28 protein-coding genes are annotated in these 20,006 nt (G+C 61.1%); 6 read left to right on the top strand and 22 right to left on the bottom strand.

Going from position 1 to position 20,006, the window contains the following annotated elements; translation table 11 throughout:
- Positions 1 to 961 precede the first annotated feature (961 nt).
- A complete protein-coding gene (locus GRI58_RS00005) occupies positions 962 to 1,381 on the bottom strand; it encodes a hypothetical protein (protein ID WP_160751522.1) in 420 nt (139 codons plus the stop codon).
- Here GRI58_RS00005 and GRI58_RS00010 point away from each other — a divergent pair.
- Positions 1,381 to 1,668, top strand: coding sequence for a hypothetical protein (locus GRI58_RS00010; protein WP_160751523.1), 288 nt, complete (start codon positions 1,381 to 1,383; stop codon positions 1,666 to 1,668). The genes GRI58_RS00005 and GRI58_RS00010 overlap by 1 nt on opposite strands.
- A gap of 192 nt (positions 1,669 to 1,860) precedes the next feature.
- Here the strand turns inward: GRI58_RS00010 and GRI58_RS00015 are convergent, their stop codons facing one another.
- The 4 genes from GRI58_RS00015 to rplU form a co-directional block, all read right to left on the bottom strand.
- The gene (locus GRI58_RS00015) at positions 1,861 to 2,451 is read right to left on the bottom strand and encodes a TetR/AcrR family transcriptional regulator (protein WP_160751524.1); all 591 of its coding nucleotides are present in this window, start codon (positions 2,449 to 2,451) and stop codon (positions 1,861 to 1,863) included.
- A gap of 84 nt (positions 2,452 to 2,535) precedes the next feature.
- On the bottom strand, positions 2,536 to 3,078 hold the full coding sequence (locus GRI58_RS00020) for a GNAT family N-acetyltransferase (RefSeq protein WP_160751525.1): 543 nt from the start codon (positions 3,076 to 3,078) through the stop codon (positions 2,536 to 2,538).
- A 205-nt stretch (positions 3,079 to 3,283) separates the two neighbouring features.
- Complete coding sequence (gene rpmA / locus GRI58_RS00025) at positions 3,284 to 3,553, bottom strand: 50S ribosomal protein L27 (RefSeq protein WP_160751526.1); 270 nt, start codon at positions 3,551 to 3,553, stop codon at positions 3,284 to 3,286.
- 12 nt (positions 3,554 to 3,565) lie between these two features.
- The gene (rplU, locus tag GRI58_RS00030) at positions 3,566 to 4,087 is read right to left on the bottom strand and encodes a 50S ribosomal protein L21 (RefSeq protein ID WP_160751527.1); all 522 of its coding nucleotides are present in this window, start codon (positions 4,085 to 4,087) and stop codon (positions 3,566 to 3,568) included.
- Between the two features lie 189 nt (positions 4,088 to 4,276).
- Here rplU and GRI58_RS00035 point away from each other — a divergent pair, with 189 nt between their 5' ends.
- The gene (locus GRI58_RS00035; protein WP_160751528.1) at positions 4,277 to 4,783 is read left to right on the top strand and encodes a hypothetical protein; all 507 of its coding nucleotides are present in this window, start codon (positions 4,277 to 4,279) and stop codon (positions 4,781 to 4,783) included.
- Here GRI58_RS00035 and GRI58_RS00040 read toward each other — a convergent pair.
- From GRI58_RS00040 to coxB, 17 genes are all read right to left on the bottom strand, one after another.
- The gene (locus tag GRI58_RS00040) at positions 4,780 to 5,121 is read right to left on the bottom strand and encodes a hypothetical protein (protein ID WP_160751529.1); all 342 of its coding nucleotides are present in this window, start codon (positions 5,119 to 5,121) and stop codon (positions 4,780 to 4,782) included. The two genes, GRI58_RS00035 and GRI58_RS00040, sit on opposite strands and share 4 nt — an antisense overlap.
- A gap of 62 nt (positions 5,122 to 5,183) precedes the next feature.
- On the bottom strand, positions 5,184 to 5,642 hold the full coding sequence (locus GRI58_RS00045; protein ID WP_160751530.1) for a molybdenum cofactor biosynthesis protein MoaE: 459 nt from the start codon (positions 5,640 to 5,642) through the stop codon (positions 5,184 to 5,186).
- Between the two features lie 4 nt (positions 5,643 to 5,646).
- Entirely contained in the window at positions 5,647 to 5,889 is a 243-nt protein-coding gene (locus GRI58_RS00050; protein WP_160751531.1) for a MoaD/ThiS family protein, read from the bottom strand.
- Positions 5,886 to 6,224 carry a Rossmann fold domain-containing protein gene (locus GRI58_RS00055; protein WP_160751532.1) on the bottom strand — a complete coding sequence of 113 codons (339 nt, stop codon included), beginning with the start codon at positions 6,222 to 6,224 and terminating at the stop codon, positions 5,886 to 5,888. The genes GRI58_RS00050 and GRI58_RS00055 overlap by 4 nt, the downstream gene beginning before the upstream one ends.
- Positions 6,221 to 6,595, bottom strand: coding sequence for a dihydroneopterin aldolase (locus GRI58_RS00060; RefSeq protein WP_160751533.1), 375 nt, complete (start codon positions 6,593 to 6,595; stop codon positions 6,221 to 6,223). The genes GRI58_RS00055 and GRI58_RS00060 overlap by 4 nt, the downstream gene beginning before the upstream one ends.
- A 9-nt stretch (positions 6,596 to 6,604) precedes the next feature.
- Positions 6,605 to 7,210: a TMEM175 family protein gene (locus tag GRI58_RS00065; RefSeq protein ID WP_337190850.1), complete on the bottom strand. Its 606-nt coding sequence runs from the start codon at positions 7,208 to 7,210 to the stop codon at positions 6,605 to 6,607.
- Positions 7,195 to 8,079: a class I SAM-dependent methyltransferase gene (locus GRI58_RS00070; RefSeq protein ID WP_160751535.1), complete on the bottom strand. Its 885-nt coding sequence runs from the start codon at positions 8,077 to 8,079 to the stop codon at positions 7,195 to 7,197. Before GRI58_RS00070 ends, GRI58_RS00065 begins: the two co-directional genes overlap by 16 nt.
- Complete coding sequence (gene thrC, locus GRI58_RS00075; protein WP_160751536.1) at positions 8,079 to 9,482, bottom strand: threonine synthase; 1,404 nt, start codon at positions 9,480 to 9,482, stop codon at positions 8,079 to 8,081. Before thrC ends, GRI58_RS00070 begins: the two co-directional genes overlap by 1 nt.
- Positions 9,483 to 9,532: 50 nt before the next feature.
- A complete protein-coding gene (locus GRI58_RS00080) occupies positions 9,533 to 10,168 on the bottom strand; it encodes an SURF1 family protein (protein WP_160751537.1) in 636 nt (211 codons plus the stop codon).
- Positions 10,165 to 10,554, bottom strand: a complete 390-nt coding sequence (locus GRI58_RS00085) for a DUF983 domain-containing protein (protein WP_160751538.1) — start codon at positions 10,552 to 10,554, stop codon at positions 10,165 to 10,167. The genes GRI58_RS00080 and GRI58_RS00085 overlap by 4 nt, the downstream gene beginning before the upstream one ends.
- Positions 10,554 to 11,375 (bottom strand): cytochrome c oxidase subunit 3, encoded by an 822-nt coding sequence (locus GRI58_RS00090; protein ID WP_160751539.1) that lies wholly within the window; start codon positions 11,373 to 11,375, stop codon positions 10,554 to 10,556. Before GRI58_RS00090 ends, GRI58_RS00085 begins: the two co-directional genes overlap by 1 nt.
- A gap of 109 nt (positions 11,376 to 11,484) precedes the next feature.
- Positions 11,485 to 12,063 (bottom strand): cytochrome c oxidase assembly protein, encoded by a 579-nt coding sequence (locus tag GRI58_RS00095; RefSeq protein ID WP_202386715.1) that lies wholly within the window; start codon positions 12,061 to 12,063, stop codon positions 11,485 to 11,487.
- Entirely contained in the window at positions 12,060 to 12,185 is a 126-nt protein-coding gene (locus GRI58_RS15760) for a hypothetical protein (protein ID WP_272916318.1), read from the bottom strand. Before GRI58_RS15760 ends, GRI58_RS00095 begins: the two co-directional genes overlap by 4 nt.
- A complete protein-coding gene (locus GRI58_RS00100) occupies positions 12,182 to 13,099 on the bottom strand; it encodes a heme o synthase (RefSeq protein ID WP_160751540.1) in 918 nt (305 codons plus the stop codon). The genes GRI58_RS15760 and GRI58_RS00100 overlap by 4 nt, the downstream gene beginning before the upstream one ends.
- Positions 13,100 to 13,149: 50 nt before the next feature.
- The gene (locus GRI58_RS00105) at positions 13,150 to 14,121 is read right to left on the bottom strand and encodes an alpha/beta fold hydrolase (RefSeq protein WP_237451988.1); all 972 of its coding nucleotides are present in this window, start codon (positions 14,119 to 14,121) and stop codon (positions 13,150 to 13,152) included.
- A gap of 104 nt (positions 14,122 to 14,225) precedes the next feature.
- Positions 14,226 to 15,959 (bottom strand): cytochrome c oxidase subunit I, encoded by a 1,734-nt coding sequence (ctaD, locus tag GRI58_RS00110; protein WP_160751541.1) that lies wholly within the window; start codon positions 15,957 to 15,959, stop codon positions 14,226 to 14,228.
- Positions 15,960 to 15,990: 31 nt separating this feature from the next.
- Positions 15,991 to 17,127 (bottom strand): cytochrome c oxidase subunit II, encoded by a 1,137-nt coding sequence (gene coxB, locus GRI58_RS00115; protein ID WP_237451989.1) that lies wholly within the window; start codon positions 17,125 to 17,127, stop codon positions 15,991 to 15,993.
- A gap of 211 nt (positions 17,128 to 17,338) precedes the next feature.
- On the opposite strand from coxB, the gene pyrE reads away from it, so the two are divergent.
- The 4 genes from pyrE to lepB are packed head-to-tail and all read left to right on the top strand — an operon-like array spanning position 17,339 to position 19,993.
- On the top strand, positions 17,339 to 17,920 hold the full coding sequence (gene pyrE, locus GRI58_RS00120) for an orotate phosphoribosyltransferase (protein ID WP_160751542.1): 582 nt from the start codon (positions 17,339 to 17,341) through the stop codon (positions 17,918 to 17,920).
- Positions 17,917 to 18,678: a pyridoxine 5'-phosphate synthase gene (locus tag GRI58_RS00125; protein WP_160751946.1), complete on the top strand. Its 762-nt coding sequence runs from the start codon at positions 17,917 to 17,919 to the stop codon at positions 18,676 to 18,678. Before pyrE ends, GRI58_RS00125 begins: the two co-directional genes overlap by 4 nt.
- Positions 18,675 to 19,076 carry a holo-ACP synthase gene (gene acpS / locus GRI58_RS00130; protein ID WP_160751543.1) on the top strand — a complete coding sequence of 134 codons (402 nt, stop codon included), beginning with the start codon at positions 18,675 to 18,677 and terminating at the stop codon, positions 19,074 to 19,076. Before GRI58_RS00125 ends, acpS begins: the two co-directional genes overlap by 4 nt.
- Positions 19,073 to 19,993 carry a signal peptidase I gene (gene lepB / locus GRI58_RS00135; RefSeq protein ID WP_160751544.1) on the top strand — a complete coding sequence of 307 codons (921 nt, stop codon included), beginning with the start codon at positions 19,073 to 19,075 and terminating at the stop codon, positions 19,991 to 19,993. The genes acpS and lepB overlap by 4 nt, the downstream gene beginning before the upstream one ends.
- Positions 19,994 to 20,006 lie beyond the last annotated feature (13 nt).

Here is a 20,006-nt window from a genome sequence, read left to right on the forward strand (position 1 = left end):
CATCGTCACTCTCCTCTCCGACTCTCCTGCAGAAAATTATCCCGCAGAGGTGGAGAGCCGTCCACGATATCAATTGCCGACATTGCGAATAGGTGGCACCCGCATTGCTATAGAGGTTTATCCCGGGAGAGGTTTATGGCCTGGAGGCGAGCCCTTGAATCCGTTAGAAGTGCGATAGCGGGAAGCTATCTGACAATGGTCGCTCTGAATTATGCTGGCTGGAAGGGGCTGCATGGTTTTGAAACCCTCGCCTTTGGTATGCTTTGTATAACTTACCTCATCATGCCTATTGTTAAGATACTTACAGAGGAGCAGCCTGCTGGAGGCTAGATCCAGCTTGACTAAAACCGACCCAATTGCGGACGTTGTGTTCCAATTGAGAAGGGCTACCATTCGTTTGTGATGACTGCCTATCTCCGTATTAGAAAGTGGGTCGATAAGGACCTGTCCAGAGGGAGTCGTATTGTACGGCCGTCTGGGGATAGGCCCTTTGTCGGATATACGGGGCGACCGGGTGCTAGCCTGTTGGTAGCCTTCGTTCCGTTTTTCTTGGGAGCTTTGTTCGAGCGCTTTCCACGCGGCGGACTGTCGTCCTTGTCCTTGTGTTTTTGCGGAACGCTCAGTTTGGTGTGGCTTATGTTCGTGGGTTGGCGGCTCTCACGAGTTACACGTGCGATGAACCTCAAATCGGCGCGTTTTTTTGAGCGCCAAGGCCGATATGCTTTACCGCCAGAGTATCGTGACTCTGAGGACGCCCTCTTGGCAAAGCGGAGACGCGAGCGGCACTGAGCGACTAATGCCAAGCTCTACGAATGTCCGCTTCCCCCAACATTGCAGACGCTCCCGTCGTTCGGTGGTCGCTCCACAAGCGGACTGGCAGCTTCGATCTCTTCGAGCCCAAAACCGGACCAGCAGCTAGCGACCAATTGCGGACCTTGCAAAGCTTTACAGACGCTGGATGTTAAGCGTCCCACCATGCACCATAGATCAATATGCGCCGCAGCGGGTCAATCGCGCTGATCGCTAAGATCACCAGCATGAGAAGAGCAACCCAACGTGTTCGGCGGCCTGCAAATCGGATGCCCAAAGTCGTGCTCACCACGGCGAGGAAGAAAAAAACCGCCCAGCGGTGAAGTAACCAGCCATAATGTGGCGACGCCACGAGATTAACTAAAAATGATATTGCCCCCAACATCACACCTATCGAAAGCAACGTAATTGCCACGCGAGGATGCGGACGATTATGGATCAAACACATCGAGAATACATACCTTGGTACAGCCACATGCTCAACATCCGCTTCCCCAACAATCCCGCCATTATGGCCTGTCAGGACACGACACAGTTGCAGTAACTCAATTAACTGACGATACTGCCACAATGGGTAACTTCACAAGCGACGATTGGAAGCTTTCATTGGAGTTGGCTTTGCGCGGTGCTGTCTATGTCTTTACTGGCGCTGCAACCCTCGCACTTCTAAGCCTGAGTGGGTTCGCTTCGTTGATTGCAGTTGGCGGAACGGGCGGCTTCACTTCAAGTCTTCCGCCAGAGCATCCGGCATGGTTCGGGCTCGCCGCGGTCATTTGCATTGGGGTCGTATTACAATGGGCTCTCATCCAGTTGCATCGCTATTTGCTGTTGCGACTCGAGTCAGCTTTCGACACCTAAGCCAACGTCAGCTTCCCCCAACATTTCAGCCATTCGGCCTCTGTGCTGAGTTTCCTGAGAGCGGTCGGTCATTCAGCACGGAATTTGTCCACCCAGCTCAGACTATCGCACGGCAAAGTGTGCATTGTTTCCCGCAGCTAGCGATACGACCACCAGGATACAGAACTCGATGCGCGAGTTACGAATCGCGCATCACCCTCTAACCTGTTCTATCGAACCTTCGAGCATCCGCTGCGCCCGGTCTCGTGCTGCTGTGTCTTCCAGCCCGAGCGAGCGCGCCAGGGCTTTGCCGATGAGCGCGTCGCCCATCGCCATGAGGACAAGGGCCAACGTATCTTCATGCACGACGGCCACGCCACGCCCGCCCGCTTCCTCGGCGGCGATTTCATCCACCAGCGCGTGAATCGTCTCGACGATCGGGGTCAGCGCGTCCTCGTTGCCGGTGAGGATCATCCAGCTTGCGAGCGCACCAGCGCCTTCCTTGTCGAACGCGTCGAACGCCAGATCGACGACCTCGCGCGGGGATCCCAACCCCGCACGGCTAGCGCGTACTGCCTCGGCGATCGTAGCACACACTGTGCTCGCAAGATGCGCTGCAAGATCGCGCTGGAGGCCCGCTGCCGAGCCGAAATGATGCAGCAGATTGGCATGGGTGCGCCCGATCCGCGAAGCGACAGCCTTCAGCGTCACCGCTTGCGGCCCCGCCTCGATCAGCAAGCCACGCGCCGCCTCAAGCGCGATCAGCCGCGATTCTTCGGGCGGCAATCTCTTTCTGGTCCTCATGGCGCGGATCGTTACCCGATCCGCGCCATGGCACAAGTATGACAAGCCGAGGTTCCCCTGCCCGACGCATCCAAGAAAGAGACGTCAGGCCGCGACTTGCATCGGAGGATAATCGCATTCGTCGAGGTCGAGCGCGTAGCGTACGCTGGGCGCAGTCTCATCCCGGCCGAGCGAATAGAGCTGGCGCGTTTCGCCTGTCGGAACGAAGCCCGCCTTTCGCAACACCCGGCCCGATGCCGGGTTATCAACGAAATGGCTCGCCATAATCCGCGTGATGCCGATGTTGCGGGCGACTTCGATCAGACCGCGCGCCGCCTCAGTGGCGATGCCCTGCCCCCAGAAAGGCTTTGCAATCCAGTATCCCAGCTCGACCTCATCATCCCGGTAGTTAAGTCCGGTCATACCAAGAATGGTCGATCCGTCCTCACCCGGCAGGGTCACGAGGAAGCGCGGCAGATTGTCGCCATGTTCGAGCGCGAGGAATTCGCGCGCATTGTCGATCGTATAGGGCCATGGTGCACGCGCGAGGTTGCGGATCACCGCATGCTCGCCGATCCCGGCATAAATGCCTTCGGCGTCTTCGATCCATGCGGGCCGCAGCAGCAGCCGTTCAGTGCGGTGGAACATCGTATTTCTCCCCTTGGCCGACGCACCGGGCTCCTAGTCCGGCTACGTGACAATTGCGTGGTGGCGAAATCAGTATTTCGCCGGATGGAGAGGGAGAAACGACAAGAGGGAGACGGGTCAGGTCCCATCTCCCTCTTTGGCTTGCCGGTTCATGTGGCCGGCTGGGACCGTCTCCGTTGGACGATCCCGTTATCGGAGCGTCCGGCTATTCGGCTGCTTCTTGCATCATGTCCACGGAGACATATTTGCGGCCAAGCTTGCCCTTGTGGAATCGCACCACGCCTTCGGTAAGCGCGAAAAGCGTGTGATCCTTGCCCATGCCGACATTCGTGCCGGGATAGAACTTGGTCCCGCGCTGGCGCACGATAATGTTTCCGGCGAGCACGCCCTGGCTGCCGAACTTCTTCACGCCGAGACGACGACCGGCCGAATCACGACCGTTACGCGATGAACCGCCTGCTTTTTTATGTGCCATCGTTCGGTCTCCTTACTTGTCTTCGGACTTCTTGGCCGGAGCCTTCTTGGCGGCCGGCTTCTTGGCCGGAGCTGCCTTGGCCGCTGCGTCCTTCTTCGGCGCAGCCTTCTTGGCAGCTGGAGCAGCCTTGGCTTCCGATTCGTCCCTCTTGGGCGCGGCCTTGGTGGCGGGCTTCTTGGCTTCCTCAGCCTTCGGCGCAGCTTCCTTCTTGGGCGCAGCCTTCTTTTCGGCCTTCGAATCGCCCACAGCCGTGATGCGCAGGAGCGTCATCTGCTGGCGATGGCCATTCTTGCGGCGATAGTTGTGACGACGGCGCTTCTTGAAGACGAGCACCTTCTCGCTCTTGGCCTGAGCGATGATCTCGGCCGAGACGACCGTCTTCGCTGCGTCGGCGAGCTTGTCGCCATCGCCTGCGAGCAGGACGTCGCCCAAATTGATGGTATCACCCGCTTCACCAGCGAGCTTCTCAACCGCGATCTTGTCTCCGGCGGCAACCCGGTACTGCTTGCCGCCTGTGCGCACTACTGCGAACATGGTGCTTGTCTCTCGTTCAATTTGCTATGCCGGAACCTTGCGAATTACCGGCGCACCCGTCGACCCACCGAATAGCAGGCCCGGAAAGAAGCGTGCCGTTAGGGGATGAACGGCGCGAAGTCAACGCCGGATCGTGCTAGGTCGCAGTCGGGCTGGCACAAAGTATTTGGCGTGCTATCTGCATTGGCGATGCGCCGCCTTACCACACTTACCATGTTGTTCGCGCTCGCCGGTTGTGCGGCGGCGAAGGACGAATATCCCTCGCTCCAGATTCGCGACGTCGAACGTGCGCAAGGTCAGTTCACCCCGACGCCTGCCGCACCGCTCGATGTGCCGCCGGTGCCGGTGACGATTTCCGGTACGCTGGCGGAGCAGTTGGCGACACTCGGCCAGCAGGCGCAGGCATCGCATCAGGCGTTTCTCAAGCAGGTTCCTGCCGCGTCACGACTGGCTGATGCGGCCAGAGGGAGCGCGATCGGCAGCGACGCCTGGGCTTCGGCGCAGGTGGCCCTCGCCTCACTCGATTCGGCGCGCAGCAATACGGCGATCAGCCTTGCCGATCTCGATACGATCCAGATATCGCGCGTCACCACCTCCGAGAACACGGCGGCGGTCGATGCGGTGCGCGCGCAAGTGCTCGAGCTGGTCGAGCAGGAAGACGTTACATTGGCCGAGTTGCGCGCAAAACTGCGCTAAGCCAGCACGACGACCGTCACGACGATTAACCCCCAGCACAGGATAATTGCTGGGAACACCAATTGCAGCGTAGTGCCCAGCCGGGAATGTCGCTCGACCGAAGCGCCCACAGTTAGGGGAAGCGCCTTCAATGCAGGCATTCCGAAGCCCACAACGGCAAACAGGGCGAATAAGGCCAGTGGAACCAGCGCAACCTGTTCTCCAAGCCCAAGCGCAAGAAGGGAGAGAAACGCCAGATAGGCCAACGCAGTTCGCCAGAGGAAACTGTTGGTCGAACCGCTCTTCCAATCGGAATGGGATTCTTGTTTTGCGTTATACCTGTTGGCCTGACCGATCATGATGCGCCTCCTGCGTTACCGCACGGTCATGACCTATGCGCAGCAGAATGCGTTGATCGACATCAAACCCTAGCGGAATTTTCCTTCCAGCGCGCGAGGTCGGTATGATCTACGGCGCGCGGTTCGATCCAATGCCAGCCGTCCTCGCGCTTTTCGCGCTTCCAGAACCATGCTGCGCTTTTCAGGTGATCCATCAGGAAATCGACTGCCTCGATCGACTGGCGGCGATGGCGTGAGGCGGCAGCGACCAGCACGATCGGCGCGCCCGCACGGATATGGCCTGTGCGATGCCACACTACCACACCGTCGAGTTCGAAGCGTTGCATTGCGCGATCGGCCAGCGCCTCCATCCCTGGCAACGTCAGTGGTTCGTAGTGCTGCAATTCGAGCACTTTCACCCCGCCGGCGCGCACCTTGCCGGTATAGCTGGCGATCCCGCCTGCATCGGGGCACGCACGGGCCAAAGCGGCGAGCGGCGGCGCGGGCGAGAAGCCCTTGGCCAGCAGGCGCACATCGCGCATCGAATCAGCCCCCGCTGACGGGCGGGAGCAGCGCGACTTCCTCGCCGTCCTGCGCGCACAGAGCGGTCTTGTCGGATAACACGCGGCCCGCGCAGGCGATATTCACCCGCTCGAGCTTGAGCTGGTCGGCAACAGATGGCGGCACTGCTTCGAGTAACCCGCTCCAGTCGAGCGGTGCGGGCACGTCCAAATCATCCACGCCTACCAGATCGCGCAAAGGCCCAAGAAACACGATCCGCGCGCTCACGACGGCTGGTCCACCGGATCGCCCGCGCCCTCATCGTCGCCTTCGAGATATTGTCCGGTAATCGCCTCGGCATCGCTGAGATAACGCTCAAACGCGTCGATCACCGCGCCTTTACCCGACACCGCGACCGCCCTGCGCGGCGCATACTCGCGCGCGAGACCCGCAATCGCCGCCAAACGCCACTGTCGGTGGGTGTGATCTGCCGGAGCGAAGGCCACCAGCACATCCTCACCGCCCGCCAATATGGTTTCGACATGCGGTAACCAATGCTGGTGGAACACTCCCGCCGCCGCCAGCGGCTCAGGAGGCAGATCGTCCACCGTCACGCGTTTCATTCGTCGCGCTCGCGGTGCAGCGTCACGCCGATCTTTTCGCCCTTTTCGGAAATCGCAAGCTTCACGATCTTGACCGTCACCGCCTCGACGCGCCGGTCCTGAACGAGCAATGTTTCGCAGATATGATCCGCAACCGCCTCAATCAGCTTGAAATGCACGCCTTCGGGCAAAGCGCCCGACGCGGCGAATTTCAGGTCCATGTAGTTCTTCGACGCGTCCAGAGTGGTGTCAGGGTCATAGCGCCGCAGCGGCTTCATCCGCGCCTGCACGGAGATGCGCAGCGGCTGCGGCTCGCCGGTTTCTTCGGAATAGATTCCGGTCAGAACATCATGTTCGAAATCGGCAACTTCGAGGATCAGCGAATCGTCCATGTCCCGTCCCTAGCGCGATTTCTGCTGTTGGCCCACGACTCGCTCGATTCGACGATCGGGCACGACCCAGATGGCCGCCACCGCAACGAAGAACATCATCCCGACCCAAGGCGCAGCAAACCATGCGCCGACCATGCCAAGGGTGTAGAATATTGGCGACAGCTTGCCTTTGCGATCTCGTCCAATTGCCTTTGCCAGCAAGCCATCGCTACCCTGCAGATGAATAATGCTCAGCTGCAGGATGTAGTAAGCGACCGCGCAAGCCAGCAGATTAACACCGTAAAGTACGGTCGGCAGCCGGGCGAAGTGGTTTTCGCCCATCCAACCAGTGGTGAATGGAAGCAATGACAGCCAGAAGAGCAGATGCAGATTAGCCCATAGGATTGCACCGTTCGCGTGTTCGGTCACGGCCATCATGTGATGATGATTGTTCCAGTAAATACCGACATAGACGAAGCTCAGGACATAGCTGAAGAATATCGGCCAAAGAGCCGCCAGTGCCGTAGGGGCCGGCTCATGCGGGACCTTAAGCTCAAGCACCATGATGGTGATGATGATCGCCAGCACCCCATCGCTGAACGCCTCGAGCCGCGATGTTTTCATGGGTTTCTCCATCTGGCGAAGATCGCGGTTGGAAGGATCCGCCCACCGCCCTCCTCGCGCACCGCCAGATCGCCGTGTTCGACAACACCCGGCAAGCCTTCGAACAGTTCGGCCAGCAATCCGCCCAGCGCGAGGCTGCTCATGCGCACGGCATAGACGGTGAGGAACAGGAAGCGACTGTCGGCATCGAGCAGCTGGCGGCAATCGGAGACCAGCGGTGCCAGCCCTTCCTCGATCCGCCAGAATTCACCCTTCGGCCCGCGGCCGAACTTGGGCGGGTCCAGGATGATCCCGTCATAGCGCCGCTCACGCCGCACCTCGCGCGCGGCGAATTTCGCCGCATCGTCGGTCAGCCAGCGGATCGGCGCATCCCCAAGACCCGACAGCGCGGCATTGTCGCGCGCCTGCGCCACTGATTTCTTCGAGGCATCGACATGGGTAACCCGCCCGAACGGACTTAGCGCGAGCGAACCGACGCCGGTATAGCCGAACAGGTTGAGCGCTTCGGCTTCTGTACGTCCCGCAAGTTGTTCACCCATCCACTCCCACACCGGCGCCATGTCGGGAAAGAACGCCAGATGGCGGAAGGGCGTGCATTGGGCGGTAAAGCGCGTGTGCTGCCAACCCAGCTCCCAGCCTTCCTCAGGCACGGGTCGCGTGAATTGCCAGCGACCGCCGCCGTCCTCGTCCGACGCGGGGACGAATTCGCCATCCGCCTCCCACTCGGCCTCGCGCGGCGTCCACAGCGCTTGCGCTTCGGGGCGGATGAAGCAGTGGGAGCCATAGCGTTCGAGCTTGCGACCATGGCCACTGTCGAGCAAACCATAGTCGGACCAGCCATCGCCGACCATCAGCCGCGGTTCGGGACGAAACTCAGCCATCAGGCGCGATAGATTGCGGTATCGAGCACGAATTTGCGCACGTCTTCATAACCACCGGACAGGGATGTGAAGCGCTCTTCGCGAGCGAAAATATCGCCAACACGCGGCGGCAGCGACGGGCGATATCCGGTCGCGCGTTCAACCGCATCGCGAAACTTCGCGGGATGAGCAGTGGCAAGCGTCACCACCGGCACATCATTGGACCATTCGAGCATACGCGCGGCGTGGAGGCCGACTGCAGTATGCGGGTCGATCGCCTCGCAATCGCACTCCTCCCATGCCCATCGCATGGCCTGCGCCATGTCGTCGGCATCGGCCCTCGCCGTGCAGAACAATGCGGATGCGCCATCGCGCTGGGCGTTGGTGAGCCGCATCGCTCTCGTCTGTTCGAATCCTGCCATCTGCGCGGCAAGCGCCGCGCCGTCGCGGTCGCCGAGATCAAACAGCAGGCGTTCGAAATTGGAACTGACCTGGATATCCATCGAAGGCGCTGCAGTGGGCGTTACCGTCCCGGCGGAATAATCGCCATCCGACAGCGCGCGGAACAGGATGTCGTTGATATTGGTCGCCACCACCAGCCGCTCGATCGGCAATCCCATCTGCGCGGCGACATAGCCCGCAAATACGTCGCCGAAATTGCCGGTCGGCACGCTGAAGGCAATTTTGCGCTCGGGCGCGCCCAATTGCAGCGCGGCAGCGAAGTAGTAGACGACCTGCGCCATCAGTCGCGCCCAATTGATCGAATTGACTGCGCCGATGTTGATTGCCGATGTAACGTCGCGATCCGAGAAAAGCCGCTTCACCATTGCCTGTGCAGTGTCGAAATCACCATCGATCGCGACATTGTGGACGTTGGGAGCAAGTACGGTGGTCATTTGCACGCGCTGCACGTCGCTGACGCGGCCCGCGGGATGAAGCATGAAAATCTCGACCCGGTCGCGGTTGGCCAGCGCGTCGATCGCCGCGGAACCCGTATCGCCGCTGGTCGCGCCGACCACAGTCAGCGCTCTGTCCTCTAGCGCGAGGAATTCCTCGAACAGCAGCCCGAGCAATTGCAGAGCAACGTCCTTGAACGCCAGCGTCGGCCCATGGAACAGTTCGAGCAGCCAGTTGCGCTCGTCGAGCTGGGTCAGCGGTGTCACCGCGACATGGGCGAACCGGCCATAGGCTTCCTCGCACAATTCCTGCAACCGCTCGGGCGTAAGGCAGTCGCCCACAAACGGCTGCATGATGCGCGCGGCCAGCGTCGCATAGGGCAGGCCACGGAGCGCTGCTATCTCCTCATGCGAGAAGCGCGGCCACTGTTCGGGCACGAACAGGCCGCCATCGGGTGCGAGACCAGCAAGCGTGACGCCAGCGAAATCGAGCGCCGGGGCGCTTCCACGGGTTGAAACGTAGCGCATAGGCTGTGGCGGTTAGCCGCGCGCGCACGATGCGGCAAGCTAGCGCGGCTTCACTGCAGTGAAGCCGATCTCCATCGCTTGCGGAGAGCCAGCACGTAGATCACCACCGCTGTGAGTGCAAAACCGAACCATTGGACCATATAAGACCAGGAACTATTCGGCTCGTCGCCCGGATCGGGCTGGCGCGAGGCGGTGAGGCCTGGCGCGGGGATTTCCGCCACGATCATCAGTTTCTGGCTGGCGGGTCTGAACGCCAGCTTCTCCCACACGCCGCGTGTATCGGGCTGCCGCAGAGTATGACCTGTGACCGCACCGCCGCTCCAGTCAACCGCATCGTCAGGTGCGAAAGTCATCCCCATGTCCACCTTGAAGGTCGCGCTTCCGGTGGGTTCGGCACAGGTCGCGATATGGCGCCATCCGGTTCGGTCATCGACCGAACGACCAACGCGGGTTGTCCATCCCACAACGCGCGCGCATTGTGCCTTGACCTTGCGGTATAACAGGCTCGCATCGGCGGGATGGGCATAGGGGTAAGCGAGGGGCGGAAGGTGCTCGCGCGCGATCATCTGACGTTTCATTGCGTCGCGCTCCTCAGCCCGGCCCCACTGCCAGAAACCGAGCGCGACCATGATCGCTGCGGCGATGCCCACCAGCAGCGTCGGTATGATCGGTATGCGTCTTGTCATTCCTCGCGCTGGCCTGCCTCGCGCGCTTTGTTCTGATATTCACTGGCCAGCAGCGCGCCCTTGGCGAAGCGCAGCCCAGCCAGCACCATTGCCGTGCTGATCGGCACCCACAGCAATATATGCACCCAGAATGGCGGATCGGCAGAAACCTGCAGCCAGACGGCCAGTCCGACCACGATCGCGCCGACGATCAGGATCAGGAATGCAGCCGGCCCGTCACCGACATTGAAGCGCGCGAAGTCGAGGCCGCAAACCCGGCAACGTGGGGCGAAACGCACGATACCATTGAACAGCGTGCGCGATCCGCATTTGGGGCACAGACCCAAAAGGGCAGCCTCCCCGATGGCAGGCTGACCCTTGTCTGGTTCCGGCGCTTCGGAACTCATCAGTGGTAATGCGCGCCCCAGCCGCCCCAGACATAGACGACCACGAACAGGAACAGCCACACCACGTCGACGAAGTGCCAGTACCACGCCGCCGCTTCGAAACCGAAATGATGGCGCGGGGTGAAGTGGCCGAGATAGACCCGACGCAGGCACACGATCAGGAAAATCGTACCGACGATCACGTGGAAGCCGTGGAAGCCGGTCGCCATGTAGAACGCCGAGCCATAGGTGTTCTGCCCGAAGGCGAACGGCGCGTGCATGTATTCATAGGCCTGGAAGAAGGAGAAAAAGAGGCCGAGGATAATCGTGAGCCACAGGCCCTTCTTGAGCCCTTCACGATCGCCATGGATGAGGCAGTGATGCGCCCAGGTGACGGTTGTGCCCGAACACAGCAGGATCAACGTGTTGAGCAGCGGCAGGGCGAACGGGTCCATGACCGCCTCGATCGCCTTGGGTGGCCATTGCCCGCCGATGACATCCGACAGTTGCGAGGGGAACAGCGCAAAATCGAACCAGCTCCAGAACCAGCCAACGAAGAACATCACTTCGGACGCGATGAACAGGATCATGCCGTAGCGCAGGTGAAGTTGCACGACAGGCGTGTGATCGCCCTGCTGTGCTTCGTGCACGATCTTGGAAAACCAAGCGAAGAAGGTCGCGATCAGGCCGGCGATACCGATACCCAGGAAAATATGCGCGCCCGACAATCCGTGGAAGCTCAGCGCCATGCCGCTGGTGAACATCAATGCGGAAAAGGCCGCGACCAGCGGCCAGATATCAGGTGCGAGAATGTGATAATCGTGGTTCTTGGCGCCAGACATTATGCTTTCCCTCAAAAATCCTCAGTCTGCCCTTTAATGGGCACAGCCTTGCGGGTCTAGGCACTAGTGCGATCAATTCCCATCCGCGTTGCCCCCGCACCTCAATCGTTTATTCGGCCCCGTTTTTGGCTACGTGGAAGGTATAGGACAGGGTGATCTGCTGAACCCCCTTCATATCCGGGTCCTTCAGCGCCTTGGGATCGACGTAATAGAGCACAGGCATCCGCACTTCCTGATGCGGCTGGAGTGTTTGCTCGGTAAAACAGAAGCACTGAATTTTGTTGAAATAGGCGCCAGCCTGGTCTGGCTCGACGTTATAAGTCGCACGGCCCGTGACCGGCTTGTCCGAATCATTGCGCGCGGTGAAGAACGCCATCGACCGTTCTCCGATCGCCACCGTCTGCGTCGATTGCAGCGGCTTGAACGTCCAAGGCATTCCCCTGTCCTTGCTGGCATCGAAACGGATCGACATCGTGCCCGCCCCCGCGCTCTCGGCCATCCGGGCAGCAAGGTCTGCATCCGCGCTTGTGGCGCGCTGGGTCGTCCCGGCAAACCCGGTCACCTGACAGAACATGCGGTAAAGTGGCACCGCCGCAAAACCGAGCGCGAGCATCGCCAGCGACGCCAATGCCGCCAGAAAGGCAATACGCTGGTTCTTGCCAAGACCAGAGATTGCCTTCAGCGTCATCCGTGGGTCTTCACCAGCGTGATGACGTAAAACAGCGCGACAAAGAACAAGAGCACCAGCGCAAGCGCCAGATTGCGCGCCTTTTGACGTCGCCGGATTTCCGCTTCTTCTTCAGGCGTCATGCGATAATTCCATTTACAGTCAGGACGTGGTCGACCACCAGCGCGCCGAAAAGAGCGAAGAGATACAGGATGCTGAAGGCGAACAGCCGCTTCTCCGGTTTCATCGCATCGCCGTCCGTCGACCTGCGAAACGCCACGGGCACCGACAGTACGAGGAAGGCCAGCGAAAGCGCGATTGCGCTGGCGCCGTAGAACCAACCCGTCCCACCAATCACCCACGGCGCAGCTGCGATCGGCAGCAGCAGGATGCAGTAGGCGAGGATCTGGCGGCGGGTTGACGCTTCGCCGCGCACCACCGGCATCATCGGTATGCCTGCCTTGGCGTAGTCGGTTTTCACGAACAGAGCCAGCGCCCAGAAATGCGGCGGGGTCCAGAAGAAGATGATCGCGAACAGCAACAGCGGCATGGCCGTTATGTGCCCGGTCACCGCGACCCAGCCGATCAGCGGGGGAAACGCCCCCGCACCCCCACCAATGACGATATTCTGTGGCGTGCGCGGCTTGAGCCAGATGGTGTAGACGACAGCATAATAAATGATCGAAATCGCCAGCAGTCCCGCAGCCAACCAGTGCACCGCCAGCCCCATCACGCCGACCGAGGCGCAAGACAGCGCGATCCCGAAATCGCGCGCGTCCTGCCGCTTCAACCGGCCGCTTGGCAGCGGACGCGAGGCGGTGCGGCGCATGTTCGCGTCGATATCGGCTTCCCACCACATGTTCAGCGCAGCCGCCCCACCCGCGCCCATGGCGATGCACAGGATCGCGGCGAATCCGAGCACAGGATGGATATGGCCCGGCGCCGCCAACAGGCCGCACAGCCCGCTGAAGATCACCAGGCTCATCACGCGCGGCTTGGTCAGCGCGTAGAAGTCGCGCCAGTCCGCCGGGAGCTGGAGGGGTTGCGTGTCACTCATCGAATCACATGGGGTATAGGCGGCCCGGGTCATCGGCGGAAGGGCGGCGCTCACAAACCCGCCACCCAGTCGAGCAGCAGGCGATTGACCGCCTCTGGCCTTTCCTGCTGCGTCCAGTGTCCGCATCCGGGCAATATATGCCCTTCGACCTGCGGCGCGAACAGTCGCATCATGCCGACGGGGTCCTCTACGGCACCGAACAAGGTCGTCGCCGGATCGCGATCGCCGCCGATGAACAGGCTAGGCTGTTGGATCAACTTGCCCGCGAAATTTCGCAACCATTTGAAATCGCGTTCGTGGTTACGATAGCGGTTCAATGGGCCACGAAAGCCGGACACCTTAAACTCAGCCTCGTAGAAATCGAGGTCGGCCTCGGTGAGCCATGGCATCGAGACCGGCTCAGGCAGCCCTTCTAGAAACGTCGCGCCCAGTGGCTTGTCCCAGTAATTGCCTTGCGGCACATCGCCCGAAATCGAATACATCATCGTTTCGACGAAGCGGCGCGGATCGGGCTCGGCTTCGGCCTCCGCCACGCCGGGTTCCTGGAAATATTCCTGATAGAAGAACCGGCCCTTCGCCGTGAAATGTTCGCGGAAGGTCTCGGTGAACGGGCGGCTCGGCACACCGGCGAAAGGCACTGAGAGCCCCGCGACGGCGCGGAACCGGTCTGGGTTAGTCAGCGCCGAATTCCACACGATCGGCGCCCCCCAGTCATGCCCGACAAGAATTGCCGGGGCATCGGGCTGCAACTGTTTGGCCAGTTCGACCAGATCGCCGACAATATGCTCCATCGCATAGGCATCGACCGGATGGGGTTTGTCCGATTGGCCGTAGCCGCGCACGTCGATGGCACAGGCGGTGTATCCGGCATCAGCCAGCGGGCCCAGCTGGTGGCGCCAGCTGTACCAGCTCTCGGGAAACCCGTGGACGAGAATCACGAGTTCGCCGTCGCCGCTGGCTGGTCGTTCGATCGCGCAATTGAGCGTTATCTCGCCACAGTCGACCCGCTCCATTTCGGGCATTGTATTCCCCTCCCATTCTCAAGCAAAAGACCGGCTCCTTCGCAGGAACCGGTCTTGAGCTTGTGTTTTAAACCGCCGAGCCAATGAAGTCCCGGTCCGCCCGGTCAGGCCGTCGCTGCGCGATCGGCAGCTGGACGATGATCGTGGTAGTCCTGATCCTCGTCGATCACCGGCAGCGTTTCGAACTGATGGTACGGCGGCGGGCTCGATAGCGTCCATTCGAGCGTTGTCGCACCCGGACCCCAGGGGTTGGCCGGAGCCTTCTTGCCCGCGGTAAAGGCATAAATCATGTTGACGACCCAGATACCCATCGAGGACGCCATGACCATGTAGCCGATCGAGGCGAAGTGGTTCCAGTATTCAAACGCCGGGGTGTAGTCCGGGATACGGCGCGGCATTCCGTCCATGCCGAGGAAGTGCATCGGGAAGAAGATCATGTTCACGCCGACGAAGAACACCCAGAAATGTGCGTGGGCGAGGAATTCGGAGTGCATCTTCCCGCTCATCTTCGGGAACCAGTAGTAGAAACCGGCGAACAGTGAGAACACCGCGCCCATCGACAGCACGTAGTGGAAGTGCGCGACGACGAAATAGGTGTCCTGCATGTAGTCATCGAGCCCGCCATTGGCGAGATAGACGCCGGTGACGCCGCCCACGGTGAACAGGAAGATCATGCCGATCGCCCAGACCATCGGGCTCTTGAACTCGATCGAGCCGCCCCACATTGTGGCGATCCAGCTGAAGATCTTGACGCCTGTCGGGACCGCAATGACCATCGTCGCGGCGGTAAAATACATCTTCACGTCGACGCTCAGGCCGGTGGTGTACATGTGGTGCGCCCACACGATGAAGCCCACCACGCCGATCGCGACCATCGCATAAGCCATGCCGAGATAACCAAACACCGGCTTCTTGGAGAATGTCGCGACGATCTGGCTGATCATGCCGAAGCCCGGTAGGATCATGATGTAGACTTCAGGGTGACCGAAGAACCAGAACAGGTGCTGATAGAGCACCGGATCGCCGCCGCCAGCCGCTTCGAAGAAAGTCGTGCCGAAGTTACGGTCGGTGATCAGCATGGTGATTGCCGCAGCGAGCACTGGCAGCGCCAGCAGCAGCAGGAAAGCGGTGACGAGGATCGACCACACGAACAGCGGCATCTTGTGCAGCGTCATGCCAGGCGCGCGCATGTTGAAGATGGTGGTGATGAAGTTGATCGCACCAAGGATCGATGCAGCACCCGCAAGGTGGAGCGAGAAGATGGCGAAGTCGACCGCCGGTCCGGGCGATCCCGAGGTCGAGAGCGGTGCGTAAACGGTCCAGCCGGTACCCGCGCCATCGCCCGTTCCGCCGGGGAAGAACATCGAGGCCATCAGGCTGCAGAAACCCGCCACAGTCAACCAGAACGACACATTGTTCATCCGCGGGAAGGCCATGTCTGGCGCGCCGATCATGATCGGGACGAACCAGTTGCCGAAGCCGCCGATCATCGCTGGCATGACGAGGAAGAACACCATGATCATGCCGTGGGCGGTGATCAGAACGTTCCACATATGCATGTTGGTGACGAAATTGGCCTCGCCGCCCATCAGATTTACCCAGAAACCGAGGTACTGGATCCCCGGATGCATCAGCTCCATGCGCATGATGCCGGAAATCCCGCCACCGATCAGACCCGCGCAGATAGCGAAGATCAGATAGAGCGTTCCGATATCCTTGTGATTGGTCGACATGAACCAGCGAGCGAAGAAGCCCGGCTTGTGGTCGGCGTCGTGTTCATGCCCGTGATCGGCGCCAGCAGCGTCATGGGCCTGGAAATGGTCGGCGGTGGTGGCCATGTTTCGGTCTCTTCCTACGCTAAGCGGGAAATCAGGCGGTGGTTGCCGGGGTCGGCGTCACCGGTGCGACGGGTGCAGCACCCTCGGCGGGCTTGTCTGATGGCGTTGCTTCAGGAGCAGCAGCCGCGTCGGCAGGTTGCGCCGATGCATCGGAACCGCCAGTCTTCTTCATATGACCGCCTTGCAGGGCAACCCATTGACGCCACTTGTCCATCGGGACCGCCTCGATCGCGATCGGCATGAATCCATGCTTGGCGCCGCAAAGTTCGGAGCACTGGCCGTAATAGACGCCGGGCTCGTCGATCTGGAGCATTCGCTCGTTGAGGCGGCCCGGAATGGCGTCGAGCTTGAACCACAGGCTTGGCACGGCGAAGGAATGGATCACGTCCGCGCCGGTCGTCTGGATGCGCAGCGGAACGCCTACCGGCACCACAAGGCGATTATCGACCTCGAGATGGTTAGGGCCATCCCACGGCTTTGTGCCATCATAGCGCGTCCCGGCGTTGATTTCAGGTTCACCGGGAACATTGAGCATCTTGGAGACGACCTCCACCCCGTTGTCGGGATAGGTGTAGTCCCAATACCACTGATAGCCTGTCGCCTTGATGGTGATAGCATCCTTGGGCGGCGATTCGTACTGTTTCGCCAACAGCTTGATCGACGGGATCGCGATGCCGACCAGGATCAGGACCGGCAACAGGGTCCACACGACTTCCAGCATGGTGTTGTGCGTGGTCTTGCTGGGCACGGGATTGCGGCCAGCGCGATAGCGAATCATCACCCACAGCAGCAGTGCGGCAACGAATACGCAGATGATTCCCATGATCCACATCATCGCGACATGGAAAGGATAGGCCATCCGGCCGACCGGCGAATATTGCTGCTGAACGTCGATTCCCGCCGGCTTGGGCATACCCTTGCCCGGTGTCGGCGTCATCGGCACCCAACCGCCCTCGTCCGGATTGCCCGGTCCGGCGTCTTTCGCAGCAGCAGGCGTGGCCGCCGCAGGGGCCGCAGGGGCCGAAACGGTAGGCTGGGCCTTGGCTGCGGGCGCAGCGTCCTGCGCCATCACCGGCTTCACGGCGACGATCATCGCCAGCGCAAACAGGGAAACAATCAGGAACCTTACGGCCCATGAAAAGCTTTGATGCGGAGTGATTGTAAACATGCGGTCCCGTATTCTCGCTGTTACGGGCAGCAATGCCACCCCCTCTCATGCCGAGTCGAACCGGGCGATCGATAATCCCCCAATTCAAATCGAACGTGCCGCCTATACGGCGCGATTGCGCAAGCCTCAAGCCACAGGTGTATTTTTTGCGCTGCTAAGGCTTTATCCCCTTGCGCCACGGCGACGGAGAGGCTTTGGCTGCCATCCGATTATGACCGAAGATGAAATCCTCTCCGAATTTCGAGCGAGCGAGGCGCTGCTCGAAGGCCATTTCAAACTGTCCTCCGGGCGGCACTCAGCGCATTACCTGCAGTGCGCCCGCGTGCTGATGAATGCCGAGCGCGCCGGAAGCCTCGCTCGTGCGCTAGCGCAGACGATCCCGCGCGAGATGCGCGCCGCAATCGATGTGGTGGTCAGCCCGGCGATGGGCGGACTCATCATCGGTCACGAAATGGGCCGCGCGCTGGGCAAGGACGCGATCTTCCTCGAAAGACCGGAGGGAATTTTCGAACTGCGTCGCGGGTTCCGGCTCGAACCGGGTCAGAAAGTGCTTATGGTCGAGGATGTCGTCACCACGGGCCTGTCCAGCCGCGAGGCGATCGCGGCGGTGGTGCGCGAGGGCGGCGAAGTCATTGCCGAAGCGTCGCTGGTCGATCGTTCCAACGGATCTGCCGATCTGGGCGTGCCGTTCTTCCCGCTGATCGCCATCAACTTCCCGACCTATGCCGAGGAAGACGTGCCCGACGACCTAGCCGCCATCGAATTGACCAAGCCGGGGAGTCGCAAATCCTGAGCACGCCCCCGCCCCCCGGTTCATCGGCGCGCGTCGGGCGGCTGCGCCTCGGCGTCAACATCGATCACGTCGCGACCATTCGCAACGCGCGCGGCGGCGATCATCCCGATCCCGTGCGCGCGGCGCAGATCGTGGCTGAAGTCGGCGGCGACGGCATCACCGCACATCTGCGCGAGGACCGCCGCCATATTCGCGACGACGATCTGCGCCGGATCCAGGACGCGACCGACTTGCCGCTCAACCTGGAGATGGCAGCGACCGAGGAGATGCTCGCCATTGCCCTCGCCCACAATCCCCACGCCGCCTGTATCGTCCCAGAAAAGCGCGAGGAGCGCACCACCGAGGGCGGGCTGGACGCGGCAGGACTGCACAACCAGCTCGCGCCGATCGTGACCCGGCTGGCCGATGCTGGCATCCGCGTCAGCCTGTTCATCGAGCCGAGCGAGCGCCAGCTCGACGCCGCACTGCGGCTCGGCGTGCCCGTGGTCGAATTCCACACCGGCGAATATGCCCATGCGGCGGGCGAGGAACTTTCGCGCGAGTTGAAACGGATCGCCAATATGGCCGCGCTGGCCGCCAAGAACGGCATCGAACCGCACGCCGGACATGGGCTGACCTACGAAAACGTCCAGCCGATCGCAGCCATCCCGCAGCTCGCCGAGCTCAACATCGGGCATTATCTCGTGGGTGAGGCGGTGTTCGTCGGACTCAAGCAGGCGGTGCGCCAGATGCGTGAATTGATGGACGAGGCGCGGTGATCATCGGCCTCGGTTCAGACCTGTGCAATATCGAGCGAATCCAGAATTCACTCGACCGGTTCGGCGACCGTTTCGAGCAGCGCTGCTTTACCGAGATCGAGCGCGCCAAGGCGGCCCGCCGCCCCTTCACTCGCGCCGGGACCTACGCCAAACGCTTCGCCGCCAAGGAGGCATTCTCAAAGGCGGTCGGCACCGGTTTCAAGCGCGGCGTGTTCATGCGCGATATCGGCGTGGTCAATGCTCCGTCGGGCGCACCTACCCTCGCGCTCACCAATGGCGCAGCGAAGCGGCTTGCGGAAATGCTTCCGCAGGGGCATGACGCGCGCATTCATCTTACTCTCACCGACGATCACCCATGGGCACAAGCCTTCGTGATCATCGAGGCCTTCCCCCTATGAACAGCGAAACCAGCAAATTGAGCAAGACCGCACACACCAAGGACACGCCGGCCAAGAATAGCAACGAGGCCAAGAAACCGGTCAACTGGTTTGCCGAAATCCGCGGCCTGCTGCTGATGCTGCTGGCGGTGCTCGCCTTTCACAGTTTCGTGGCCAAGCCGTTCTACATCCCGTCTGAATCGATGATGCCCAACCTGCTCGTGGGTGATCGGCTGGTGGTGAGCAAGTATCCCTATGGCTACAACTGGTCCTCGCTGAGCTTCCACCCGCTGCCGCGCTCGACCTGGCGGTTGTTCCCCGGCACTCCGCAATACGGCGATATCGTGATCCCGATCCCGCCAAACGACAAAGAGGATTACATCAAGCGCGTCGTTGCGCTCCCCGGTGACACGATCGCGGTGAAGAACGACCAGATCATCCTCAACGGCAAGCCCGTCCCGCAACAGGTCGAACCGCCGATCGAGATCCCGGTCGACCTCAACGAGCCCTGCGACGAGTATCAATACCCCGGTATGAAAGTGACCAAGCCCGACGGAACGCAGGTTTGCCGGATGCCGGTCGTGCGCGAAACCATGCCCAATGGCGCGAGCTATCTGGTTATCACCCATTCGGCGACGCCGCTCGATTTCCCGCAGATCACGGTGCCCAAGGGCAGCGTGTTCGTGATGGGCGATAACCGCGACCATTCCGCCGACAGCCGCGTGCCGATCGAGGGCAAGGGTCTGGGCGGACCAGTACCGCTTTCGAACATCAGCGGCCGCGCTGAATTCATCACCTTCTCGCTCGACGGGTCGACCAACTGGAACCCGATCAGCTGGTTCACTTCGTTGCGCCCAGGCCGCGCGTTTACGTCGCTGCGACCGGCAATCGTGCCGCAGCCCAAACCGGTTGTAGGGCAGGCTGCACCGGCCAACTGATCGGCCATGAAGG

This window comes from Qipengyuania algicida, from assembly GCF_009828025.1.
In the GTDB taxonomy this organism is placed as follows: Bacteria; Pseudomonadota; Alphaproteobacteria; order Sphingomonadales; family Sphingomonadaceae; genus Qipengyuania; species Qipengyuania algicida.

Excerpts from the sequence above, each read along its gene's own strand:
- GRI58_RS00010 (WP_160751523.1), top strand. The coding sequence starts at position 1,381 with ATGGGTAACTTCACAAGCGACGATTGGAAGCTTTCATTGGAGTTGGCT.
- pyrE (WP_160751542.1), top strand. The coding sequence starts at position 17,339 with ATGACCGAAGATGAAATCCTCTCCGAATTTCGAGCGAGCGAGGCGCTG.
- rpmA (WP_160751526.1), bottom strand. The coding sequence starts at position 3,553 with ATGGCACATAAAAAAGCAGGCGGTTCATCGCGTAACGGTCGTGATTCG.
- GRI58_RS00035 (WP_160751528.1), top strand. The coding sequence starts at position 4,277 with ATGCGCCGCCTTACCACACTTACCATGTTGTTCGCGCTCGCCGGTTGT.
- GRI58_RS00080 (WP_160751537.1), bottom strand. The coding sequence starts at position 10,168 with ATGACAAGACGCATACCGATCATACCGACGCTGCTGGTGGGCATCGCC.
- thrC (WP_160751536.1), bottom strand. The coding sequence starts at position 9,482 with ATGCGCTACGTTTCAACCCGTGGAAGCGCCCCGGCGCTCGATTTCGCT.
- GRI58_RS00095 (WP_202386715.1), bottom strand. The coding sequence starts at position 12,063 with ATGACGCTGAAGGCAATCTCTGGTCTTGGCAAGAACCAGCGTATTGCC.
- GRI58_RS15760 (WP_272916318.1), bottom strand. The coding sequence starts at position 12,185 with ATGACGCCTGAAGAAGAAGCGGAAATCCGGCGACGTCAAAAGGCGCGC.
- GRI58_RS00055 (WP_160751532.1), bottom strand. The coding sequence starts at position 6,224 with ATGAAACGCGTGACGGTGGACGATCTGCCTCCTGAGCCGCTGGCGGCG.
- ctaD (WP_160751541.1), bottom strand. The coding sequence starts at position 15,959 with ATGGCCACCACCGCCGACCATTTCCAGGCCCATGACGCTGCTGGCGCC.
- GRI58_RS00070 (WP_160751535.1), bottom strand. The coding sequence starts at position 8,079 with ATGGCTGAGTTTCGTCCCGAACCGCGGCTGATGGTCGGCGATGGCTGG.
- GRI58_RS00085 (WP_160751538.1), bottom strand. The coding sequence starts at position 10,554 with ATGAGTTCCGAAGCGCCGGAACCAGACAAGGGTCAGCCTGCCATCGGG.
- GRI58_RS00060 (WP_160751533.1), bottom strand. The coding sequence starts at position 6,595 with ATGGACGATTCGCTGATCCTCGAAGTTGCCGATTTCGAACATGATGTT.
- GRI58_RS00090 (WP_160751539.1), bottom strand. The coding sequence starts at position 11,375 with ATGTCTGGCGCCAAGAACCACGATTATCACATTCTCGCACCTGATATC.
- GRI58_RS00065 (WP_337190850.1), bottom strand. The coding sequence starts at position 7,210 with ATGGAGAAACCCATGAAAACATCGCGGCTCGAGGCGTTCAGCGATGGG.
- GRI58_RS00045 (WP_160751530.1), bottom strand. The coding sequence starts at position 5,642 with ATGCGCGATGTGCGCCTGCTGGCCAAGGGCTTCTCGCCCGCGCCGCCG.
- coxB (WP_237451989.1), bottom strand. The coding sequence starts at position 17,127 with ATGTTTACAATCACTCCGCATCAAAGCTTTTCATGGGCCGTAAGGTTC.
- GRI58_RS00020 (WP_160751525.1), bottom strand. The coding sequence starts at position 3,078 with ATGTTCCACCGCACTGAACGGCTGCTGCTGCGGCCCGCATGGATCGAA.
- GRI58_RS00100 (WP_160751540.1), bottom strand. The coding sequence starts at position 13,099 with ATGAGTGACACGCAACCCCTCCAGCTCCCGGCGGACTGGCGCGACTTC.
- lepB (WP_160751544.1), top strand. The coding sequence starts at position 19,073 with ATGAACAGCGAAACCAGCAAATTGAGCAAGACCGCACACACCAAGGAC.
- rplU (WP_160751527.1), bottom strand. The coding sequence starts at position 4,087 with ATGTTCGCAGTAGTGCGCACAGGCGGCAAGCAGTACCGGGTTGCCGCC.
- GRI58_RS00015 (WP_160751524.1), bottom strand. The coding sequence starts at position 2,451 with ATGAGGACCAGAAAGAGATTGCCGCCCGAAGAATCGCGGCTGATCGCG.
- GRI58_RS00040 (WP_160751529.1), bottom strand. The coding sequence starts at position 5,121 with ATGATCGGTCAGGCCAACAGGTATAACGCAAAACAAGAATCCCATTCC.
- GRI58_RS00105 (WP_237451988.1), bottom strand. The coding sequence starts at position 14,121 with ATGCCCGAAATGGAGCGGGTCGACTGTGGCGAGATAACGCTCAATTGC.